We start from the raw sequence: 16,629 nt of genomic DNA, 5'->3' as shown, positions 1-16,629 counted from the left end.
CTTCCCATGTCGGTCCCCTCCACACCACTCAACCGTCTCCGCAAGCTCTGGCGCGAGGGGCGCCCCGCCTTCGGCGCGATCGCGACGATCCCGAGCGTGCAGATGGTGCAGATCATGGCGCGCTCACTCGACTGGATCATCGTCGATCTCGAACATGGGCCGATTGGATTGACCGAAGCACATGCGATGATCGCCGCGACCACGGGCACGCCATGCACGCCACTGGTTCGGATCGCCGCGAACGAGCCATGGCTTGCGAAAGCACCGATGGACATCGGTGCCTTCGGCATCAATTTCCCGATGATCACCAACCGCGACGACGCCGAGAAAGCGGTGCGCAGCGTGCGCTATCCGCCGCGCGGCGATCGGCTCTGGGGTCCCTTCCACGCGCCGTTCCGCTGGGGCCAGTCGATGCCGGACTACATGGCCAGCGCCGACGACGAGATGATCTGCATGATCACCATCGAGCATGTCGACGCCGTCAATCGCATCGACGAGATCATGGGAACGCCGGGCATCGACGTCGCGGTGATCGGCCCCGGCGATCTCGCCACCTCCATCAACAAGCGTGGTCAGATGGACGATCCGGAGCTGCTTGAGCTGGTCGCCCGCGCGGAAGCCGGCATCCTCAGAAGCGGCGTGCCGATCGGCGGCGTGGCGCGCACCGCCGACCAGGCCAACGCCCTGATCGACCGTGGCTACCGGGCGATCGCGCTCGGCTTCGACTGGTCGCTGTTCCAGCGTGGCATCATGGCGGCGTTCGAAGGGACCAGGCGCTGAACAAGCCGATCTCGGCCTTGCCGGAACCGGGGCGCTGCTAGGGAGTCGGCGGTCCACAAGCATCTGAAGGCCGGCGATTCCTACCGGGTCCCGGCAGATGCCCGTGCACGACGCCAAAACATATGGCAGCAAGCCTCTGAAAATACTAGTAATTTACGTTTTCAACAAAGCCAATCCGCTGGCCTCGCCGGCGCCCCTCATGCGACGAACCGACCGAGCCCAAGCGGGTTGGTTCGTGCTAGATCACGCGGCGAGCGGATGACCCGCTCGCTGCACATATTTTAATCTGCGGGAACCGGAGACCAATGCGCGGGACGCCCAAGACCATCTCGCTGCGACGCCGCCTGATTTGCGACCTCATGCGCGCCTCGATGGGCGTGCCCTTCGTCTCGCTCTCCCGTTCGCTTGATATTCGCCCCCTGCTCGAATCCCGCGCCGGCGCGATGGCGCCTGCCGGCTGGGCGGCGATGTTCGTCAAGGCCTTTGCCCTGGTCGCCAAAGACGAGCCGATCCTGCGGACCGTCTATGCCAAATGGCCCTGGCCGTCGCTCTATGAGCTGCCGAAGAGCGTGGCGCTGGTCGCCATCGCCCGGGTCGAACGGGGCGAGGAATGCGTGCTGCCGCAGCGGATATCGGCCCCGGAAGCCCTGCCATTGGGCCAGATCGACGCCGAAATCCGGCGCGCCAAGACGGCGCCGGTCGAGGACGTCCCGATGTTCCGCAAGATCATGCGGGCGACCCGCCTGCCCCTGCCGCTGCGGCGCCTGTCCTGGGCGGTGGGGCTGAATTTCGGCCGGCAGCGCGGCAACTGGTTCGGCAGCTTCGCGGTAAGCTCGGTGGCCGCCTATGGCGGCGGCGAGCTCCACCCCATCACGCCGGGCCCCTTCGTCATCAGCTATGGGGTGGTCGAGGCGGACCAGACCATCCATGTCGTGATCCGCTGGGACCACCGGGTGACGGATGCCGCCCCGATCGCCCGGGTCCTGACCCGTCTGGAACAGGTCCTCAACACTGAAATCGCTGCCGAATTGCGGGCAGCCGGCGCCAAGCCCATCCGGGCAGTAAGGACCTGATTCCGGGGGCATTCGCATTGACAGCGAACCCCAAACTCCCCTAAAAGCCGCCTGCTCGCGGGCCGATTTCGGCCCGCGAAGCGTTTCGCGACCCGTGGTCCCGTCCCTTAAGCTTTGGGGATCGGACCTGTCGGTGCCGGGCGTAGCCCGTCACACAGGAGGGCGCGTTTCCTCAAACCATGCAACCGAAGAGGACGCGATGACTAAGCGTAGTGAGGCGAAGTACAAGATCGATCGCCGTATGGGCCAGAACATCTGGGGCCGCCCGAAGAGCCCCGTGAACCGCAGGGAATACGGCCCCGGCCAGCACGGCCAGCGCCGCAAGGGCAAGCTCTCCGATTTCGGCGTGCAGCTGCGCGCCAAGCAGAAGCTGAAGGGCTATTACGCCAACATCAGCGAGCGTCAGTTCCACGGCATCTATGTCGAGGCGAGCCGCCTCAAGGGTGACACCGGCGAGAACCTGATCGGCCTGCTCGAGCGCCGTCTCGACGCGGTCGTGTACCGCGCCAAGTTCGTCTCCACCATCTTCGCCGCGCGTCAGTTCATCAACCACGGCCACGTCAAGGTCAACGGCCGCAAGGTCAACATCTCGAGCTACCAGCTCAAGGTCGGCGACGTGATCGAGGTCAAGGAAGCCTCCAAGCAACTCGCTCACGTGCTCGAAGCCAGCCAGCTCCCCGAGCGCGATGTTCCCGACTATCTCGAAGTCGACCATGGCAAGATGATTGCGAAGTATGCGCGCATCCCCGGCCTCTCCGACGTGCCGTTCCCGGTGCAGATGGAGCCGCATCTGGTCGTCGAATTCTATTCGCGCTGATCGTTTCGGCAGATCGACGTTCAAAGGCCCCGGTTTCCGGGGCCTTTTTCGTTTCAGGCCGCCACTCCCCTGTCTCATCCTATCCGTGCTATGCTTGCACTAACGGAGTTGATCATGACGCGTCTTCTGGAAGAGGCCTTTAGCAAGGTTTCCGGCCTGCCCGATTCAGAGCAGGATGAGTTGGCGCGAGCGCTGCTTGAACTCGCCGGAGTCGATCAGCCTCCGATCCAGCTGACGGCGGCGGAAGAGGCGGATCTCGCCGAGGCCGAAGCTGAAATCGCCCGCGGTGAGCTGGCTAGCGCCGATGAAGTTCGCGTGATGTGGGCCAAGCACGGGCTGTGAAGGTCCGTTACACGAAGCGAGCGCTTGCCCAGATCGACGTGGCCCTGACCTATATCGAAGCGCGCTCGCCCCAGGGAGCAGGCCGCGTCCGCGACCGCATTGTCGCGCTTATCGCGCTGCTTCAGGACCATCCTTATGCAGGGCGCCAGACCACTCGTGCATCCGTCCGTCGCGTGCCGGTCAACCCTTATCCTTATCTGATCGATTATCGTGTGACCGAGACAGAAATCGTTATTATGCGGTTTCGTCACGCCGCCCGGCGTCCATCTAGAACTCGCTGACCGCGAGCGAATGCCAATCCCTCAGGGAGCAAGTTGATGCTCTACACCCCTCCCCCCGTCGATCCCAAGGCGCCGCCGGTGCGCATCAATCTGCTCTCGGACACGCAGACGAAGCCAACCGCTGCGATGCGCGAGGCGATGGCGCGGGCGGAGGTCGGCGACGAGCAGGTCGGCGACGATCCGACGGTGAACGCGCTGTGCGAGCGCGTGGCCGATCTGCTCGGCAAGGAAGCCGCGGTGTACATGCCCTCTGGCACGATGTGCAACGTCACCGCGACGCTGGTGCATTGCCGTCCCGGCGACGAGATCCTCGCCCACGAGACCGCGCACATCATCGCCCGCGAAGGCGGCGCGCATGCGGCGATCGGCGGCTTCCAGGTCACGCAGCTGAAGGGCGCCGACGGCCAGTTCACGCCCGACACATTGCGCAGGGCGCTGCATCCGCGCACGCGCTACCAGCCGCCGCAGACCGTCGTCAGCGTCGAGCAGACCGCCAATATCGGCGGCGGCACGATCTGGAAGAAGGCGGCGCTGGACGAGATCGTTGCGATCGCGAAGCAGCATGGCCTCATCACCCACATGGACGGCGCGCGCCTACTCAACGCGACCGTGGCGAGCGGAATCTCGCCGCGCGACATGACCGCCGGATGGGATTCGGCCTGGATCGACTTCTCCAAGGGCCTCGGGGCGCCCATCGGCGGCGTGCTCGCGGGCTCACGCGCCTTCATCGACGCGGTGTGGCAATGGAAGCAGCGCCTCGGCGGCTCGATGCGGCAGGCCGGCATCTGCGCCGCGGCCTGCATCTACGCCCTCGACCATCACGTCGAGCGCCTTGCCGACGACCACGCCAATGCGCGCGCGCTCGCCCGCGGGCTGTCGCAGATCTCTGGCATCGAGGTGCAGGAGCCCGAGACCAATCTGGTGTTCTTCAAGCCCGACGGCGCCGGCATTCCCGGCGACAAGATGGTCGCAGCGCTGCGCCAGCGCGGCGTGACGCTTGCGATGATGGACGGCCGCATCCGCGCCTGCACCCATCTCGACGTCAATGCGAGCCAGATCGAGGAGACGATCGGATACGTGCGCGAGATCGTGCGCGGAGCGTAACTATCGCCCCATCGCCTGATAGATCAGCGTCTTCAGCGCCAGCTGGATCCGGCCGCGCTGTGAGGGGGTCTGCACCATGAAGATCCCGAACAGATCGTCTTCGGGATCGATGAAGAAGAAGGTGCCGCCGACGCCGTCCCAGCGATACTCGCCAAGCGGCCACGCCGTACCCAGCGGCACCGCGGTGCGTACGGCAAAGCCGAGGCCGAAGCCGGAGCTGTCGCCCGGATAATAGTTCTGGTCGCGCGCGATCTTCGTCTCAGGTCCGATATGATCGGACGCCATCAGCGCGATGGTCTCGGGCTTGAGATAACGCCGTCCCTCGTAGATGCCGCCATTCAGCAGCATCTGCGCGAAACGGGCGTAGTCGCCGATCGTGCCGACCATGCCGCCGCCGCCCGATTCCCACTTCGACGGCCGCCTGATGTCGCGAACCGGCGTGGTCGGGTTGATGTTGCGGTCCTCCGGCATCGGCTCGGCAACGCGCGGGAATTTGGCGGGATCGGCGACGAAGAACGCGGTCTCGGTCATGCCGAGCGGATCGAGCAGCCGCTCCTTCTCGAACTGGAGCAGCGTCTTGCCGGAAGCGACCTCGACGACGCGGCCGAGCACGTCGGTGGAAAAGCCGTAATCCCACGCGGTGGCCGGCTGCTCGACCAGCGGCAGCGTGGTGATCTTCGCGACGAAGTCGGCATTGCTGAGATTGCTTTGGAACAGATTGGCCTCGGCATAGAGCTCGCGCACCATGCCGCCACCATGATAGCCATAAGGCAGACCCGAGGTGTGGCGCAGCAGATCCTTGATCGTGACGGGACGATTCTGCGCTTCCAGCACCAGCGCGACCTTGCCGTCCTCGGCCTTCGTCTCGACGCCGACCTTCATCTTGGCGAAGGCCGGAATGTATTTCGAGACGGGATCGTCGAGCGAGAGTTTGCCCTCCTCGACCAGCATCATCGCCATGACCGAGGTGATCGGCTTCGACATCGAATAGAGGCGGAAGATCGTGTCCGCGCTCATCGAGATCTCGGTCGCGACGTCACGGACGCCGAAATTCTCATAGTAGACCGGCTTGCCATGCTGCTGGAGCAGCAGGATGGCGCCGGGAATCTTGCCGGTGGCGATCTCGTTCCGGATGTAGTCGGAGATCTTTGCGAGGCCTTCAGGCGAGAATTTGTGCGCGGCGCGCTCGGAGCCCGCACGCGCACCGACCACGCCAAACAGAACAACGAGCGCCGCGATCAGCGCGCGGCGCCCGCGCACATCACTTCTCCATGGATTCATAGACCAACTGCTTCAATGTCCGTTGCACCCGTTGGCGCTCGGTCGGGGTCTGCTCCAGGAGGACGAAGAACATGTCCTGCTTGGGGTCGATCACGAAATAGCAGCCGGAGGCGCCGTCCCACTTCAATTCGCCGAGATCGCCGGGTGGCGGCGGCTTGGCATTGCCGGGATCGGTGCGGACGGCGAGGCCGAGGCCGAAGCCAAAACCGTCACCGGGGAAGTAGAAATAGTCACGGTCGACTCCCGATTTCGGGCCGACCCGATCGGTCACCATCAGCTTGAATGTCTCGGGCTTGAGGATGGTCTTGCCGTTGAGGCTGCCGCCGTTGAGCAGCATCTGCGCAAAGCGCTCATAGTCGGCCATGGTCGTGACCATGCCGCCGCTGGCGAATTGGATCTTCTTGACCACGGTCGGATCGTTGATCCGGCCGACCCGGAAATCGCTGTCGTTCGGCACCGGCTGCGCCAGGAGCTTCTGCTTCTCGGGTGCCGTAACGAAGAAGCCGGTATCGACCATGCCGAGCGGGTCGAGCAGCTTTTCCCGCATGATGTCGATCAGCGGCTTGCCGGCCGCAATCTCCATCACACGCGCCAGCACGTCGGTGGAATGGCCATATTGCCAGAGCGCACCCGGCTGGTTGTGCAGCGGCAGTTTTGCGATCCGCTCGGCGAACTCGGCAAGGTCGAAATCGCCGGCATAGATATTGGCCTCGCGATAGGCTTTGCGCACCAGGCTGTCGCCATAGAATCCATAGGTGATGCCCGAGGTGTGGCGCATCAGGTCGAGCACGGTCATCGGCCGGTTGGGCGGCACCAGTTCGAGCGACTTGCTGCCGTCCTCCGCCTTCTTCTCGACGCCGACCTTCACATTGGCAAAGGACGGGATGTATTTCGAGACGGGATCATCTAGCTTGATCTTGCCATCCTCGATCAATCGCATCGCGACCACCGAGGTGATCGCCTTGGTCATCGAGAACAGGCGGAAAATCGTCTTGTCGGTGATCGGCGCCTTGCTGACCACGTCCTGCACGCCGAAGGCTTCGTGGTAGACCGGCTTGCCGTGCTGCTTGATCAGCACGGTGGCGCCGGCGATCTTGCCGGTGGCGACCTCGTTCTTGAAGAACTCGCTGACCTTCGCGAGCTTGTCCTGGTTGAAATGCGCGCCGGCCGGAATCTCGTAGGTGCCCTCCGCGTGCGCGGACGACATCGCGCCAAGCGACAGCAGCGCGCCGCAGACCAGCGCACGCAGTCCAGATTGTGAAATCATACCCCCTCCCCGGAACATGGTCCGGCGGAGTGTACTGACCGCGTCGTCACGCACAAGGGCGGCCGTACCGCGCCAACACGTCCATGTGAAGGGCGGCGCTTCGCTCCGAGAAACAACAGAATATGACACGGCTGACCGAGGGCGCGGCCGGCAGCGTGTCGATGGTCGTATGAACCGCAATCTCCGCGGCCTGGTCGGCCGGGAAACGATAAACGCCAGTCGAGATCGCGGAGAAAGCCAGCGAGTTCAGCCCATTGGCCTGACAGAGCTCGAGCGCGCGACGATAGCACGAGCGCAGCGCCTTCGCCTCGCCGTGGCTGCCGCCATGCCAGACGGGGCCGACGGCATGGATCACATGGCGCGCAGGCAGAAGATAGCCCTTGGTGATCTTGGCATCGCCGGTCGGGCATCCTCCGAGCGTCCGGCACTCGGCGAGAAGCTCGGGACCGGCAGCGTCGTGGATCGCTCCGTCAACGCCGCCTCCGCCAAGGAGAGACGAATTTGCGGCGTTGACGATGGCGTCAACGCCGAGCGTGGTGATGTCGGCAACGATGACCTCGAGCTCGGCGCCACTGACACGGCGCGTCAGCTGGGTCACGCATCAAGCCGCGACGACGACGCCCTTCTCGGAGAAGAGCTGCTGCAATTCGCCGGCCTGGAACATCTCGCGGACGATGTCGCAGCCGCCGACGAACTCGCCCTTCACATAGAGCTGCGGGATGGTCGGCCAGTTCGAATATTCCTTGATGCCGTTGCGCAGCTCGGCGGATTCCAGGACGTTGAGGCCCTTATAGCCGACGCCGATATGGTCGAGGATCTGGACGACCTGGCCGGAGAACCCGCACTGCGGAAATTGCGGCGTGCCCTTCATGAACAGAACGACGTCGTTCGACTTCACTTCGTTGGCGATGAATTCCTCGATGCTCATTTCCATGTCCTTCCGGGGCGGAGCCCCACCAATTGTCTCGGGCCGGCTCAGCCGATCTAACCCGACATCTGCCCATATATGTAGCCCAAACCGTTGTGCATCCAAAGTAAAATGGCGGCGAAGGGCCCTCGTCCTGGACTTGGGCGGCCGGTCTGAGCCCCGCCGGTCCATAGGCTGATGACATCAATATCATCGCCGGAGAGGACTTTCATACCGTAACGGAGCCCCTATCTAGGACGAACCTTGGTTTTGGAACCGGGTAGCGCCAACAACGTTCTCTTGTCCTGTCTGGAGAAAAACGTGACGAAACAAGCCTCCGCTACGGCCCCCGCTCCGCTTTCGTCACCGTCCTCCGACCCGGGCAAGCTCGCCCAGCGGCTGGGAGACGCGTTTCTCACCGTCCGCAACGAGACCGAACGCCGGGCGGCGCCACTCTCACCCGAGGACCAGCAGATCCAATCCATGCCGGATGCGAGCCCGATCAAATGGCACCGGGCGCATACCACCTGGTTCTGGGAGCAATTCCTGCTCGGCGAACATTGCCCTGATTACCGGCCCTTCCACCCCGATTTCGCATTCCTGTTCAATTCCTATTACGTCAGCGCCGGCCCGCGTCATGCCCGGCATCGCCGCGGCGACATCACCCGTCCCAGCGCCGACCAGGTCGGCGCCTATCGCAGATATGTCGATGCGGCCGTCGTCAAATTCTTCCGCGAAGCCGGCGCGGCCAAGCTGCGCGAGATCGCGCCGCTGGTCGAGGTCGGGCTCAATCACGAGCAGCAGCATCAGGAATTGATGTTCACCGACATCCTGCACGCCTTCGCACAGAATCCGGTCTCCCCGGCCTATGATCCGGACTGGCGCTTCCCGGCCGCGACCCGTGCCGGCGAGGATTGGCTGTCTCTGAACGAAGGCATCCACACCGTTGGCCATGTCGACGACAGTTTTCATTTCGACAACGAGAAGCCGGCGCATCGCGCGCTCGTTGGCCCGGTCAAGATCGCCCGCCATCTCGTCACGAACGGTGAATGGCTCGCCTTCATGCGCGACGGCGGCTACCGGACCGCAACGCTGTGGCTGATGGACGGCTTTGCCACGGTGAGCAACGAGGGCTGGGAGGCTCCGGGCCACTGGCGCGAGGTCGAAGGCGCGTGGCACGTGATGACGCTTGCCGGCCTCAAGCCGATCGATCCGAACGCGCCGGTCTGCCACGTCAGCTATTACGAGGCGGACGCGTTCGCCCGCTGGACTGGAAAACACCTGCCGACCGAGATGGAATGGGAGGTCGCCGCGCGCGCCGGCCAGCTCAACGATGCCTTCGGCATCGTCTGGCAATGGACCCGCTCTTCGTACGCGCCCTACCCCGGCTACCGCGCCGTTGAAGGCGCGCTCGGCGAATACAACGGCAAATTCATGGTCAACCAGCTGGTGCTGCGCGGCTCCTCGCTTGCAACCCCTGAAGGCCACAGCCGTATCACCTATCGCAACTTCTTCTACCCGCACCACCGCTGGCAGTTCACGGGGCTGCGGCTCGCCGACTACGACTAAAAATTCCGACGACAAATGCGCGCCGGACAGCGCGTTCAGGAGAGTATCATGAATGTGCACGCCAGCGCTTTGGCCGAAGCCCATCTCCCCGACGAGCAGACGACTGCCTTCGCCCGCGAGGCGATCGAGGACCTCTCGCAGCAGCCGAAAAAGCTGTCGCCGAAATATTTCTATGATGCGACGGGGTCAGAGCTGTTCGAGGCGATCACGCGCCTCCCGGAATATTATCCGACGCGCACTGAGCTTGCGATCCTGAGGGAGCGCGGCAGCGACATCGCGAAGATTATCCCGGAGCATGCGGCGCTGGTCGAGTTCGGCGCCGGCGCGACCACCAAGGTCCGCCTGCTGCTGGGCCATTGCAAGTTCGCGGCCTATGTGCCCGTCGACATCTCCGGCGACTTCCTGAAGGCGCAGGCAAACGGCCTGAAGCGGGATTTTCCCGCGCTCGGCATCTATCCGGTCGCCGCCGACTTCACCACGCCGTTCGAGCTGCCGAGGGCGGTCGCATCCATGCCCAAGGTCGGCTTCTTCCCGGGCTCGACCATCGGCAATTTCGAGCCGCAGGAAGCGCAAGCCTTTTTGAGGAGCGCCCGCAAGATCCTCGGTAAGGGCGCGCAGATGATCATCGGCGCCGATCTCGAGAAGGATGAGCGGGTACTGCACGACGCCTACAACGATGCCGCCGGCGTCACCGCGCGCTTCAACCTCAATGTGCTGGTGCGGATCAACCGCGAGCTCGGCGGCAATTTCGACCTGTCCGCCTTCACCCATCGCGCGATCTACAATCGCGAGCGGCACCGCATCGAGATGCACCTGATCAGCAAGAAGAGCCAGACCGTACGCCTGCTCGGCACCAGCTTCTCGTTCCGACCGGGGGAGAGCATCCACACCGAGAACAGTTACAAATACAGTATCGAGCGTTTCGCATCACTGGCACATGGCGCGGGCTGGCGTGTGCGCGAAAGCTGGACCGACGCGGCCAAGATGTTCTCCGTGCACGCGCTGGAGGTGGCCGAGTAGGCCTCCGCGCCTACTCCTCGGTTGCCGCTCCCAGCGACACCGACTCCCACACCGCCACGACGATCATGATCACGGTCGTTGCGACCGAAAGCCAGAGCGGCGATAGCTCCGACGCGAACCAGCTCAGCACCAGCAGCAGGATGATGCCGATGCCGTGCGAGAGCTGGAGGAAGCCGCGGATCGCGTGCTTGAACAGGATGGTGCCGACCAGGAACACCATGGGACCGCCGATCGTGCTCACGATGGTCCGCAGGTCGGAATGGCCGGTGGGATGCTTCAGCACCAGCTCGTCCGAGACCGCGGCCAGGATGATGCCGGCGACGATCGGCATGTGCAGATAGGTGTAGGCGAGCCGCGCCAGCCGACCGGATTCGGTGGACTTCGAGATGCGCTCGGAGCCGGCCTCGGCCCCCTTGTGGAAATAGACCCACCACATCGCGATGGCGCCGACCAGCGCCGAGACGAAGGCGAGGATGTTGTCCGCGGTCCACGTCAACTCGGCAAAAGTGGCGCCGTTGACGACGATGGCCTCGCCGAGCGCGATGATGACGAACAGAGAGCAGCGCTCGGCCATGTGCGCGCCTTCGACGGCCCAGGCCTCGACCGACGAGAAGCCCAGCTTCGGGACCCAGAAGCGCGCCGCCGGGGAGATGTACTCCCAGGTCACCGCCGCGATCCACAGCCATAGCCGCGTATCACCCTCGGAGAGGCCGCCAGCGATCCACAGCACCGCAGAGATCGAGAGCCAGGTCAGGATGCGAATCGCGTTGTGCCGCACCGCGGTGCGGTGATGCGGGGTCGCGAACAGCCAGAACGCGGTACGCCCCACCTGCATGGTCGCATAGGCGATCGCAAACCACAGACCCCTCCCCTCGAAGGCGGTCGGAATCGTGGTCGACAGCACAAGGCCGCCGAGCATCATCGCAAACAGCAGGATGCGGACCGGCGTCAGCTCGGGATTGAGCCAGTTGGTGACCCAGGCGGTGTAGACCCACACCCACCATACCGCGAGAAACAGCACCGCCACATGCACCGCGCCGAGCGGCGTAAAATGGTGCAGCAGCGTGTGCGAGACTTGTGTGACGGCAAAGACGAAGACGAGGTCGAAGAACAGCTCGGCATTGGTGACACGGCTGTGCTGGTTCGGACCGATGACGCGAAACATCGCGCCGCGCGGATTCTCCGCAGCCATCTTCGTGCCCCGTCGCGCTTGGATCAGGTGCCCGTCAGATCAAGTGCCCGGCCCGCCGGGTACCCCGGTTTGCAGCGCCAGCGCATGCAGCACGCCGCCCATCTGGCCGCGCAGGGACTGATAGACGATCTGGTGCTGCTGGACGCGGGATTTGCCGCGGAAGGATTCCGAGATCACGGTCGCAGCATAGTGGTCGCCATCGCCGGCGAGGTCTCGAATGGTCACTTCGGCATCGGGGATTGCTGCCTTGATCATCGCCTCGATATCGTGGGCGTCCATGGGCATTCTGGTCTCGCTCCTTCTGGTCTCGAATCGCTTGCCGGGGTCCCCTCACCGGCACGGCCAAACTTAGCGTGAACGGCCTTCACCGTCACGCACTCAAGCACTATATCCCTGATCCCAACAGGAAGGCACGACAAAGTGCCGCGCGCGGCAGGTTGATCGAAAAGGCGTGACATCATGAAGCTTCCAGGGCCCGACCACCCCATCACCATCACCCAAAATCCCCGGCGCGTCCGCGTCACGGCCGGCGACATCGTGATCGCCGAGACCAGCAAAGCGCTGACCTTGAAGGAGGCCAAATATCCGGCGGTGCAATATGTGCCACGGGAGGACACCAACATGGCCCTGCTTGAGCGCACCGACCGCGTCACCCATTGTCCGTACAAGGGCGATGCGAACTATTACAGCGTCAAAACCGACGGCAAGACGCTGGACAACGCGATCTGGACCTACGAGACGCCCTTCCCCGCGATGACGGAGATTTCCGGCCATCTGGCCTTCTATCCCGACAAGGTGAAGATCGAGGAAGTGGGGTAGTTTTGGGTGCCGTCATTCCGGGGCGGTCCGCAGGACCGAACCCTGGTGCGCAGTTGCGCACCTGAGAATCTCGAGATTCCGGGTCTGGTGCTGACGCACCATCCCGGAATGACGAACCTAAGCTACGCCCTGAAGATCGTGAGCCCCAGGATCAGCAGCACCAGGAAGATCACGACGAAGACGTAGAACAGGAAGCGGGCGATATCGGCGGAGGCGGCCGAAATGCCGGTGAAGCCGAGCACACCGGCCACGATCGAAACGAGTAAGAAGATCAGCGCCCACTTCAGGATCGTCATCGCCAGCTCCGAATTGGTGCCGCCCCTCGCGGCCTCACGCCCTTTTCGCGAACCCTAACTTCGTTACGCGGAACTGGTTCCTAAGGGGTCCGGGGACTGAAGAGCGACCCAAACGGCCCTTGCTGAATCAGGTTCCCGGCGGCACAGTCCAGCCGGGGCGGAAGCGCGGGGCAATCATGATGACGATGTCACATTCGGCGACGATCGGCGCAGAGACACATGCCGCACCTAAGGCCAAGACGCGCAATTTGTCGCTCGATCGTGCCCGTACCTTCCTGACGCTGGTGGTGCTGCTGCACCATGCCGTCATCCCCTATACTTACTTCGGTCATACCGACCCGAAATTCTTCTTCGGCTTCGACATGATCGTGCTCGCCACCGACAGCTTCTTCATGGCGATGTTCTTCTTCCTGTCGGGCTTGTTTGCGTGGTCGGGCATCGCCCGCAAGGGACCGCTGAACTATTTGGCCGATCGCCTGCTTCGGCTTGGCCTGCCGTTCGTGATCTGCGCATTCACGATCATTCCGCTCGCCTATTACGCCATCTCGCTCAGACACCATCCCGAGATCGGCTTTTCGGAATATTGGTGGAATATGGTCACGAAGGGCCCGTGGCCGAGCGGGCCGATCTGGTTCCTTTGGGTCCTGCTCGGATTCGACGTGGTCGCCTGCATATTGCATCGGCTGTCACCCACCCTGCTCGATCCGATCAACCGCCTCTCGCTGCACGGTCGCCGTCGGCCCGCCGTGTTCTTCGCGGTCATGCTTGCCGTCACCGCAGCGTTCTATGTTCCCGGGCTGATGTATTATGGACCAGGCAACTGGTTCGAGCTTGGGCCCTTCTCGGTGCAGCACGGGCGTGTGATGCTCTATGCGAGCTACTTCTTTTTCGGTGCCGGCATTGGCGTCGCGAATATGGATCGCGGCCTGCTCGCGGCAGACGGCCGGATGGCGAAGGTCAGCTGGGACTGGATGGTCTTGACGATCGTTCCGTATTGCCTGCTCTGGGGGCTGATCTTCATCAAGCGCGAAATACTGGGAAATCCGTCGCCGCTGCCGAACTGGTATGAGGGGCTCTATGCCATCTGCTTCGCTGTCTTCAGCGTGGCCATCATGTTTCTAATCCTGGCCTTTTTCCAGAGGTTCAGACAATCAGGCTCAGCCAAGCTACTCGATCCGATGCAGTCGGACGCCTACGGCATGTTTTTGGTGCACTACCCGATCGCGCTTTGGCTGCAATACTGGCTGTTTGATTATGAGCTGCCAGCGATCGTCAAGGCGACGATCGGGTTCGTGCTGACAGTCGCGTTCAGTTGGGCGCTAACGCGCGCCTTGCGCCAAATCCCCGGGGCAACGAGGGTGCTGTGACCCAGAAGCCCGGATGGAGCGCACGCTCCATCCGGGCTACGGGACTTATCGTGAGGTCAAGGTCTCTCAACTCGTCATTGCGAGGAGCCCCCTGCGACGAAGCAATCCAGAGTCCCTCCGCGGAAACCGTCTGGATTGCTTCGTCGCTTTGCACTTCGCAATGACGGAGAGCGCGGGAACGGCTTACGCCGCCTTCCCGCCCATATACTCCGGCAGCCAGCGCTCGAACGACTTGCGCAGCGTGTCGATCGCCACCGGCGCCTCGCCCGCGATGGCGATCGCATCGCCCCCGGTGGTGCCGATCCGCACGCAGGGCACCTCGCATCCGCGCATCTTGGCGAGCACGCGGCCGGCCTCAGTTTCCGGCACGGTGACGAGATAGCGTGCCTGGTCCTCGCCGAACCAATAGGCCTGCGACACAAGCGCGGTCGGCGCGGCGAGCAATTTTGCGCCGATGCCGCTCGCCATCGCCATCTCGGCGAGCGCGATCAAGAGACCGCCGTCGGAGAGATCGTGCACGGCCGTCGCGGTGCCCGCATGGATCATGCCGCGCACGCAATCGCCATTGCGCTTCTCCGCGGCGAGATCGACCGGCGGCGGAGCGCCCTCCTCGCGGCCGCAGATGTCGCGCAAGTAAACCGACTGGCCGAGCCAGCCATGGGTCTCGCCGACGAGCAGGATCGCCTCGCCCTCGGCCTTGAAGGCGAGCGAAGCGGATTTGGTGAAATCGTCGAGCAGGCCGACGCCGCCGATCGAGGGCGTCGGCAGGATCGCACGGCCGTTGGTCTCGTTGTAGAGCGAGACGTTGCCGGAGACGACCGGGAAGTCGAGCGTGCGGCAGGCTTCCGAGATACCCTTCAGGCAGCCGACGAACTGCCCCATGATCTCGGGCCTTTCAGGGTTGCCGAAATTGAGGTTGTCGGTGATCGCCAGCGGCTTGCCGCCGACCGCAGTGATGTTGCGCCAGGCTTCCGCCACCGCCTGCTTGCCGCCCTCAAACGGATCGGCCTCACAATAGCGCGGCGTGACGTCGACGGTCAGCGCCAGGCCCTTCGGTCCGTCCTGCACACGCACCACGGCGGCGTCGCCGCCGGGGCGCTGCATGGTGTTGCCGAGGATGACGTGGTCGTACTGCTCCCAGACCCAGCGCTTGCTGCACATGTCGGGCGTGCCGATCAGTTTCTCCAGCGCCGCGCCGAGGCCTATCGGCGCCGCAACGTCACGCGCATGTACGATCGGCAGCGCGGCGGAGGGGACATGCGGGCGGTCATAGACCGGCGCCTCGTCACCGAGCTCCTTGATCGGCAGGTCGGCCATGACGTCGCCGCCATGCTTGACCACGAAACGCTTGCTCGGCGTGGTGTAGCCGACCACGGCGAAATCGAGCCCCCACTTCGTGAAGATGGCCTCGGCTTCCTTTTCCTTCTCGGGCTTGAGCACCATGAGCATGCGCTCCTGGCTCTCCGAGAGCATCATCTCGTAGGCGCTCATGCCGGTCTCGCGGGTCGGCACCGCATCAAGATCGAGATCGACACCGAGATCGCCCTTAGCGCCCATCTCGACCGCCGAGCAGGTCAGGCCCGCCGCGCCCATGTCCTGGATCGCGATGACGCAGCCCTTCTCCATGATCTCGAGGCAGGCTTCCAGCAGCAGCTTCTCGGCGAAGGGATCGCCGACCTGCACGGTCGGGCGCTTCTCCTCGGACTTGTCGTCGAACTCGGCCGACGCCATCGAGGCGCCGTGAATGCCGTCGCGTCCGGTCTTGGAGCCCAAATAGACGATCGGCATGTTCACGCCGGAGGCGGCCGCATAGAAGATCTTGTCGGCATCGGCGAGGCCGACCGCCATCGCGTTGACGAGGATGTTGCCGTCATAGCGGGTGTGGAAGCGGACCTGGCCACCGACCGTCGGCACGCCGAAGGAATTGCCATAGCCACCAACGCCGGCAACCACGCCGGAGACGAGGTGCCGCGTCTTGGGATGTTCCGGCGCACCGAAGCTCAGCGCATTGAGGCAAGCGATCGGGCGCGCGCCCATGGTGAAGACGTCGCGCAAAATGCCACCGACGCCGGTGGTCGCGCCCTGATAGGGCTCGATGTAGCTTGGGTGGTTGTGGCTCTCCATCTTGAAGACCACGGCCTGGCCATCGCCGATGTCGATTACGCCGGCATTCTCGCCCGGGCCCTGGATCACCCAGGGCGCCTTGGTCGGCAGACCGCGCAGATGGATACGCGACGACTTGTACGAGCAATGCTCGTTCCACATCGCCGAAAAGATGCCGAGCTCAGTGAAGGTCGGCTCCCGCCCGATCAGCTTGAGGATGCGCTCATACTCGTCGGGCTTGAGCCCGTGGGCGGCAACCAGTTCGGGGGTGATCTTGGGTTCATTCTTCATGGATTCGGGGCTTTCGGCGGGCTTTGGCCGTTCTTAGGAACATCGGAGGGCTTGGAAAAGCCCTTTATGGCGCATTTTCCCGCTGTCCCACGTTTTGCGGCGGGGGCCCCGCGGGAACAG

General features: G+C 63.8%; 18 protein-coding genes. 10 read left to right on the top strand and 8 right to left on the bottom strand.

What is annotated here, in order from left to right:
* Positions 1-6: 6 nt before the first annotated feature.
* The 6 genes from ACNJX8_RS15795 (at position 7) to ACNJX8_RS15770 (ending at position 4,397) form a co-directional block, all read left to right on the top strand.
* Positions 7-780, top strand: coding sequence for an HpcH/HpaI aldolase family protein (locus tag ACNJX8_RS15795; RefSeq protein ID WP_439361310.1), 774 nt, complete (start codon positions 7-9; stop codon positions 778-780).
* Positions 781-1,085: 305 nt separating this feature from the next.
* Positions 1,086-1,853 carry an acyltransferase gene (locus tag ACNJX8_RS15790; protein WP_439361309.1) on the top strand — a complete coding sequence of 256 codons (768 nt, stop codon included), beginning with the start codon at positions 1,086-1,088 and terminating at the stop codon, positions 1,851-1,853.
* Between the two features lie 199 nt (positions 1,854-2,052).
* Entirely contained in the window at positions 2,053-2,670 is a 618-nt protein-coding gene (gene rpsD, locus ACNJX8_RS15785; protein WP_128932912.1) for a 30S ribosomal protein S4, read from the top strand.
* Between the two features lie 114 nt (positions 2,671-2,784).
* On the top strand, positions 2,785-3,012 hold the full coding sequence (locus tag ACNJX8_RS15780; protein WP_128932911.1) for a hypothetical protein: 228 nt from the start codon (positions 2,785-2,787) through the stop codon (positions 3,010-3,012).
* Entirely contained in the window at positions 3,009-3,293 is a 285-nt protein-coding gene (locus ACNJX8_RS15775) for a type II toxin-antitoxin system RelE/ParE family toxin (protein ID WP_245474148.1), read from the top strand. The genes ACNJX8_RS15780 and ACNJX8_RS15775 overlap by 4 nt, the downstream gene beginning before the upstream one ends.
* Before the next feature lie 36 nt (positions 3,294-3,329).
* Positions 3,330-4,397, top strand: a complete 1,068-nt coding sequence (locus ACNJX8_RS15770) for a threonine aldolase family protein (RefSeq protein ID WP_128932909.1) — start codon at positions 3,330-3,332, stop codon at positions 4,395-4,397.
* On the opposite strand, the gene ACNJX8_RS15765 is transcribed toward ACNJX8_RS15770, so the two are convergent.
* Genes ACNJX8_RS15765 through grxD form a run of 4 tightly spaced genes read right to left on the bottom strand, consistent with a single transcriptional unit; the run spans position 4,398 to position 7,873 of the window.
* On the bottom strand, positions 4,398-5,657 hold the full coding sequence (locus ACNJX8_RS15765) for a serine hydrolase domain-containing protein (RefSeq protein ID WP_439361308.1): 1,260 nt from the start codon (positions 5,655-5,657) through the stop codon (positions 4,398-4,400).
* 1 nt (position 5,658) lies between these two features.
* Positions 5,659-6,945 carry a serine hydrolase domain-containing protein gene (locus ACNJX8_RS15760; protein ID WP_439361307.1) on the bottom strand — a complete coding sequence of 429 codons (1,287 nt, stop codon included), beginning with the start codon at positions 6,943-6,945 and terminating at the stop codon, positions 5,659-5,661.
* Positions 6,946-6,991: 46 nt separating this feature from the next.
* The gene (locus ACNJX8_RS15755; protein WP_439361306.1) at positions 6,992-7,543 is read right to left on the bottom strand and encodes an O-acetyl-ADP-ribose deacetylase; all 552 of its coding nucleotides are present in this window, start codon (positions 7,541-7,543) and stop codon (positions 6,992-6,994) included.
* A gap of 3 nt (positions 7,544-7,546) precedes the next feature.
* Positions 7,547-7,873: a Grx4 family monothiol glutaredoxin gene (gene grxD, locus ACNJX8_RS15750; RefSeq protein WP_061883061.1), complete on the bottom strand. Its 327-nt coding sequence runs from the start codon at positions 7,871-7,873 to the stop codon at positions 7,547-7,549.
* 249 nt (positions 7,874-8,122) lie between these two features.
* On the opposite strand from grxD, the gene egtB reads away from it, so the two are divergent.
* Together egtB and egtD are read left to right on the top strand one after the other, a co-directional pair.
* Positions 8,123-9,421, top strand: a complete 1,299-nt coding sequence (egtB, locus tag ACNJX8_RS15745; protein WP_439361918.1) for an ergothioneine biosynthesis protein EgtB — start codon at positions 8,123-8,125, stop codon at positions 9,419-9,421.
* Positions 9,422-9,469: 48 nt separating this feature from the next.
* Positions 9,470-10,441 (top strand): L-histidine N(alpha)-methyltransferase, encoded by a 972-nt coding sequence (egtD, locus tag ACNJX8_RS15740; protein ID WP_439361305.1) that lies wholly within the window; start codon positions 9,470-9,472, stop codon positions 10,439-10,441.
* Between the two features lie 10 nt (positions 10,442-10,451).
* Here the strand turns inward: egtD and ACNJX8_RS15735 are convergent, their stop codons facing one another.
* A complete protein-coding gene (locus tag ACNJX8_RS15735) occupies positions 10,452-11,633 on the bottom strand; it encodes a low temperature requirement protein A (RefSeq protein WP_439361304.1) in 1,182 nt (393 codons plus the stop codon).
* Between the two features lie 39 nt (positions 11,634-11,672).
* Entirely contained in the window at positions 11,673-11,918 is a 246-nt protein-coding gene (locus tag ACNJX8_RS15730; RefSeq protein ID WP_128932902.1) for a BolA family protein, read from the bottom strand.
* 174 nt (positions 11,919-12,092) lie between these two features.
* On the opposite strand from ACNJX8_RS15730, the gene ACNJX8_RS15725 reads away from it, so the two are divergent.
* Complete coding sequence (locus ACNJX8_RS15725; protein ID WP_128932901.1) at positions 12,093-12,452, top strand: DUF427 domain-containing protein; 360 nt, start codon at positions 12,093-12,095, stop codon at positions 12,450-12,452.
* Between the two features lie 122 nt (positions 12,453-12,574).
* On the opposite strand, the gene ACNJX8_RS15720 is transcribed toward ACNJX8_RS15725, so the two are convergent.
* Positions 12,575-12,748 (bottom strand): DUF1328 domain-containing protein, encoded by a 174-nt coding sequence (locus tag ACNJX8_RS15720; protein ID WP_007612121.1) that lies wholly within the window; start codon positions 12,746-12,748, stop codon positions 12,575-12,577.
* Positions 12,749-12,924: 176 nt separating this feature from the next.
* On the opposite strand from ACNJX8_RS15720, the gene ACNJX8_RS15715 reads away from it, so the two are divergent.
* Positions 12,925-14,115: an acyltransferase family protein gene (locus ACNJX8_RS15715; RefSeq protein ID WP_439361303.1), complete on the top strand. Its 1,191-nt coding sequence runs from the start codon at positions 12,925-12,927 to the stop codon at positions 14,113-14,115.
* Between the two features lie 183 nt (positions 14,116-14,298).
* Here ACNJX8_RS15715 and purL read toward each other — a convergent pair whose 3' ends face one another.
* Positions 14,299-16,509: a phosphoribosylformylglycinamidine synthase subunit PurL gene (gene purL / locus ACNJX8_RS15710; RefSeq protein WP_128938690.1), complete on the bottom strand. Its 2,211-nt coding sequence runs from the start codon at positions 16,507-16,509 to the stop codon at positions 14,299-14,301.
* Positions 16,510-16,629: the final 120 nt, after the last annotated feature.

This window comes from Bradyrhizobium sp. SPXBL-04 (assembly GCF_051853035.1).
Lineage (GTDB): Bacteria > Pseudomonadota > Alphaproteobacteria > Rhizobiales > Xanthobacteraceae > Bradyrhizobium > Bradyrhizobium zhanjiangense.
This window is presented reverse-complemented; position numbering and strand designations above follow the sequence as displayed.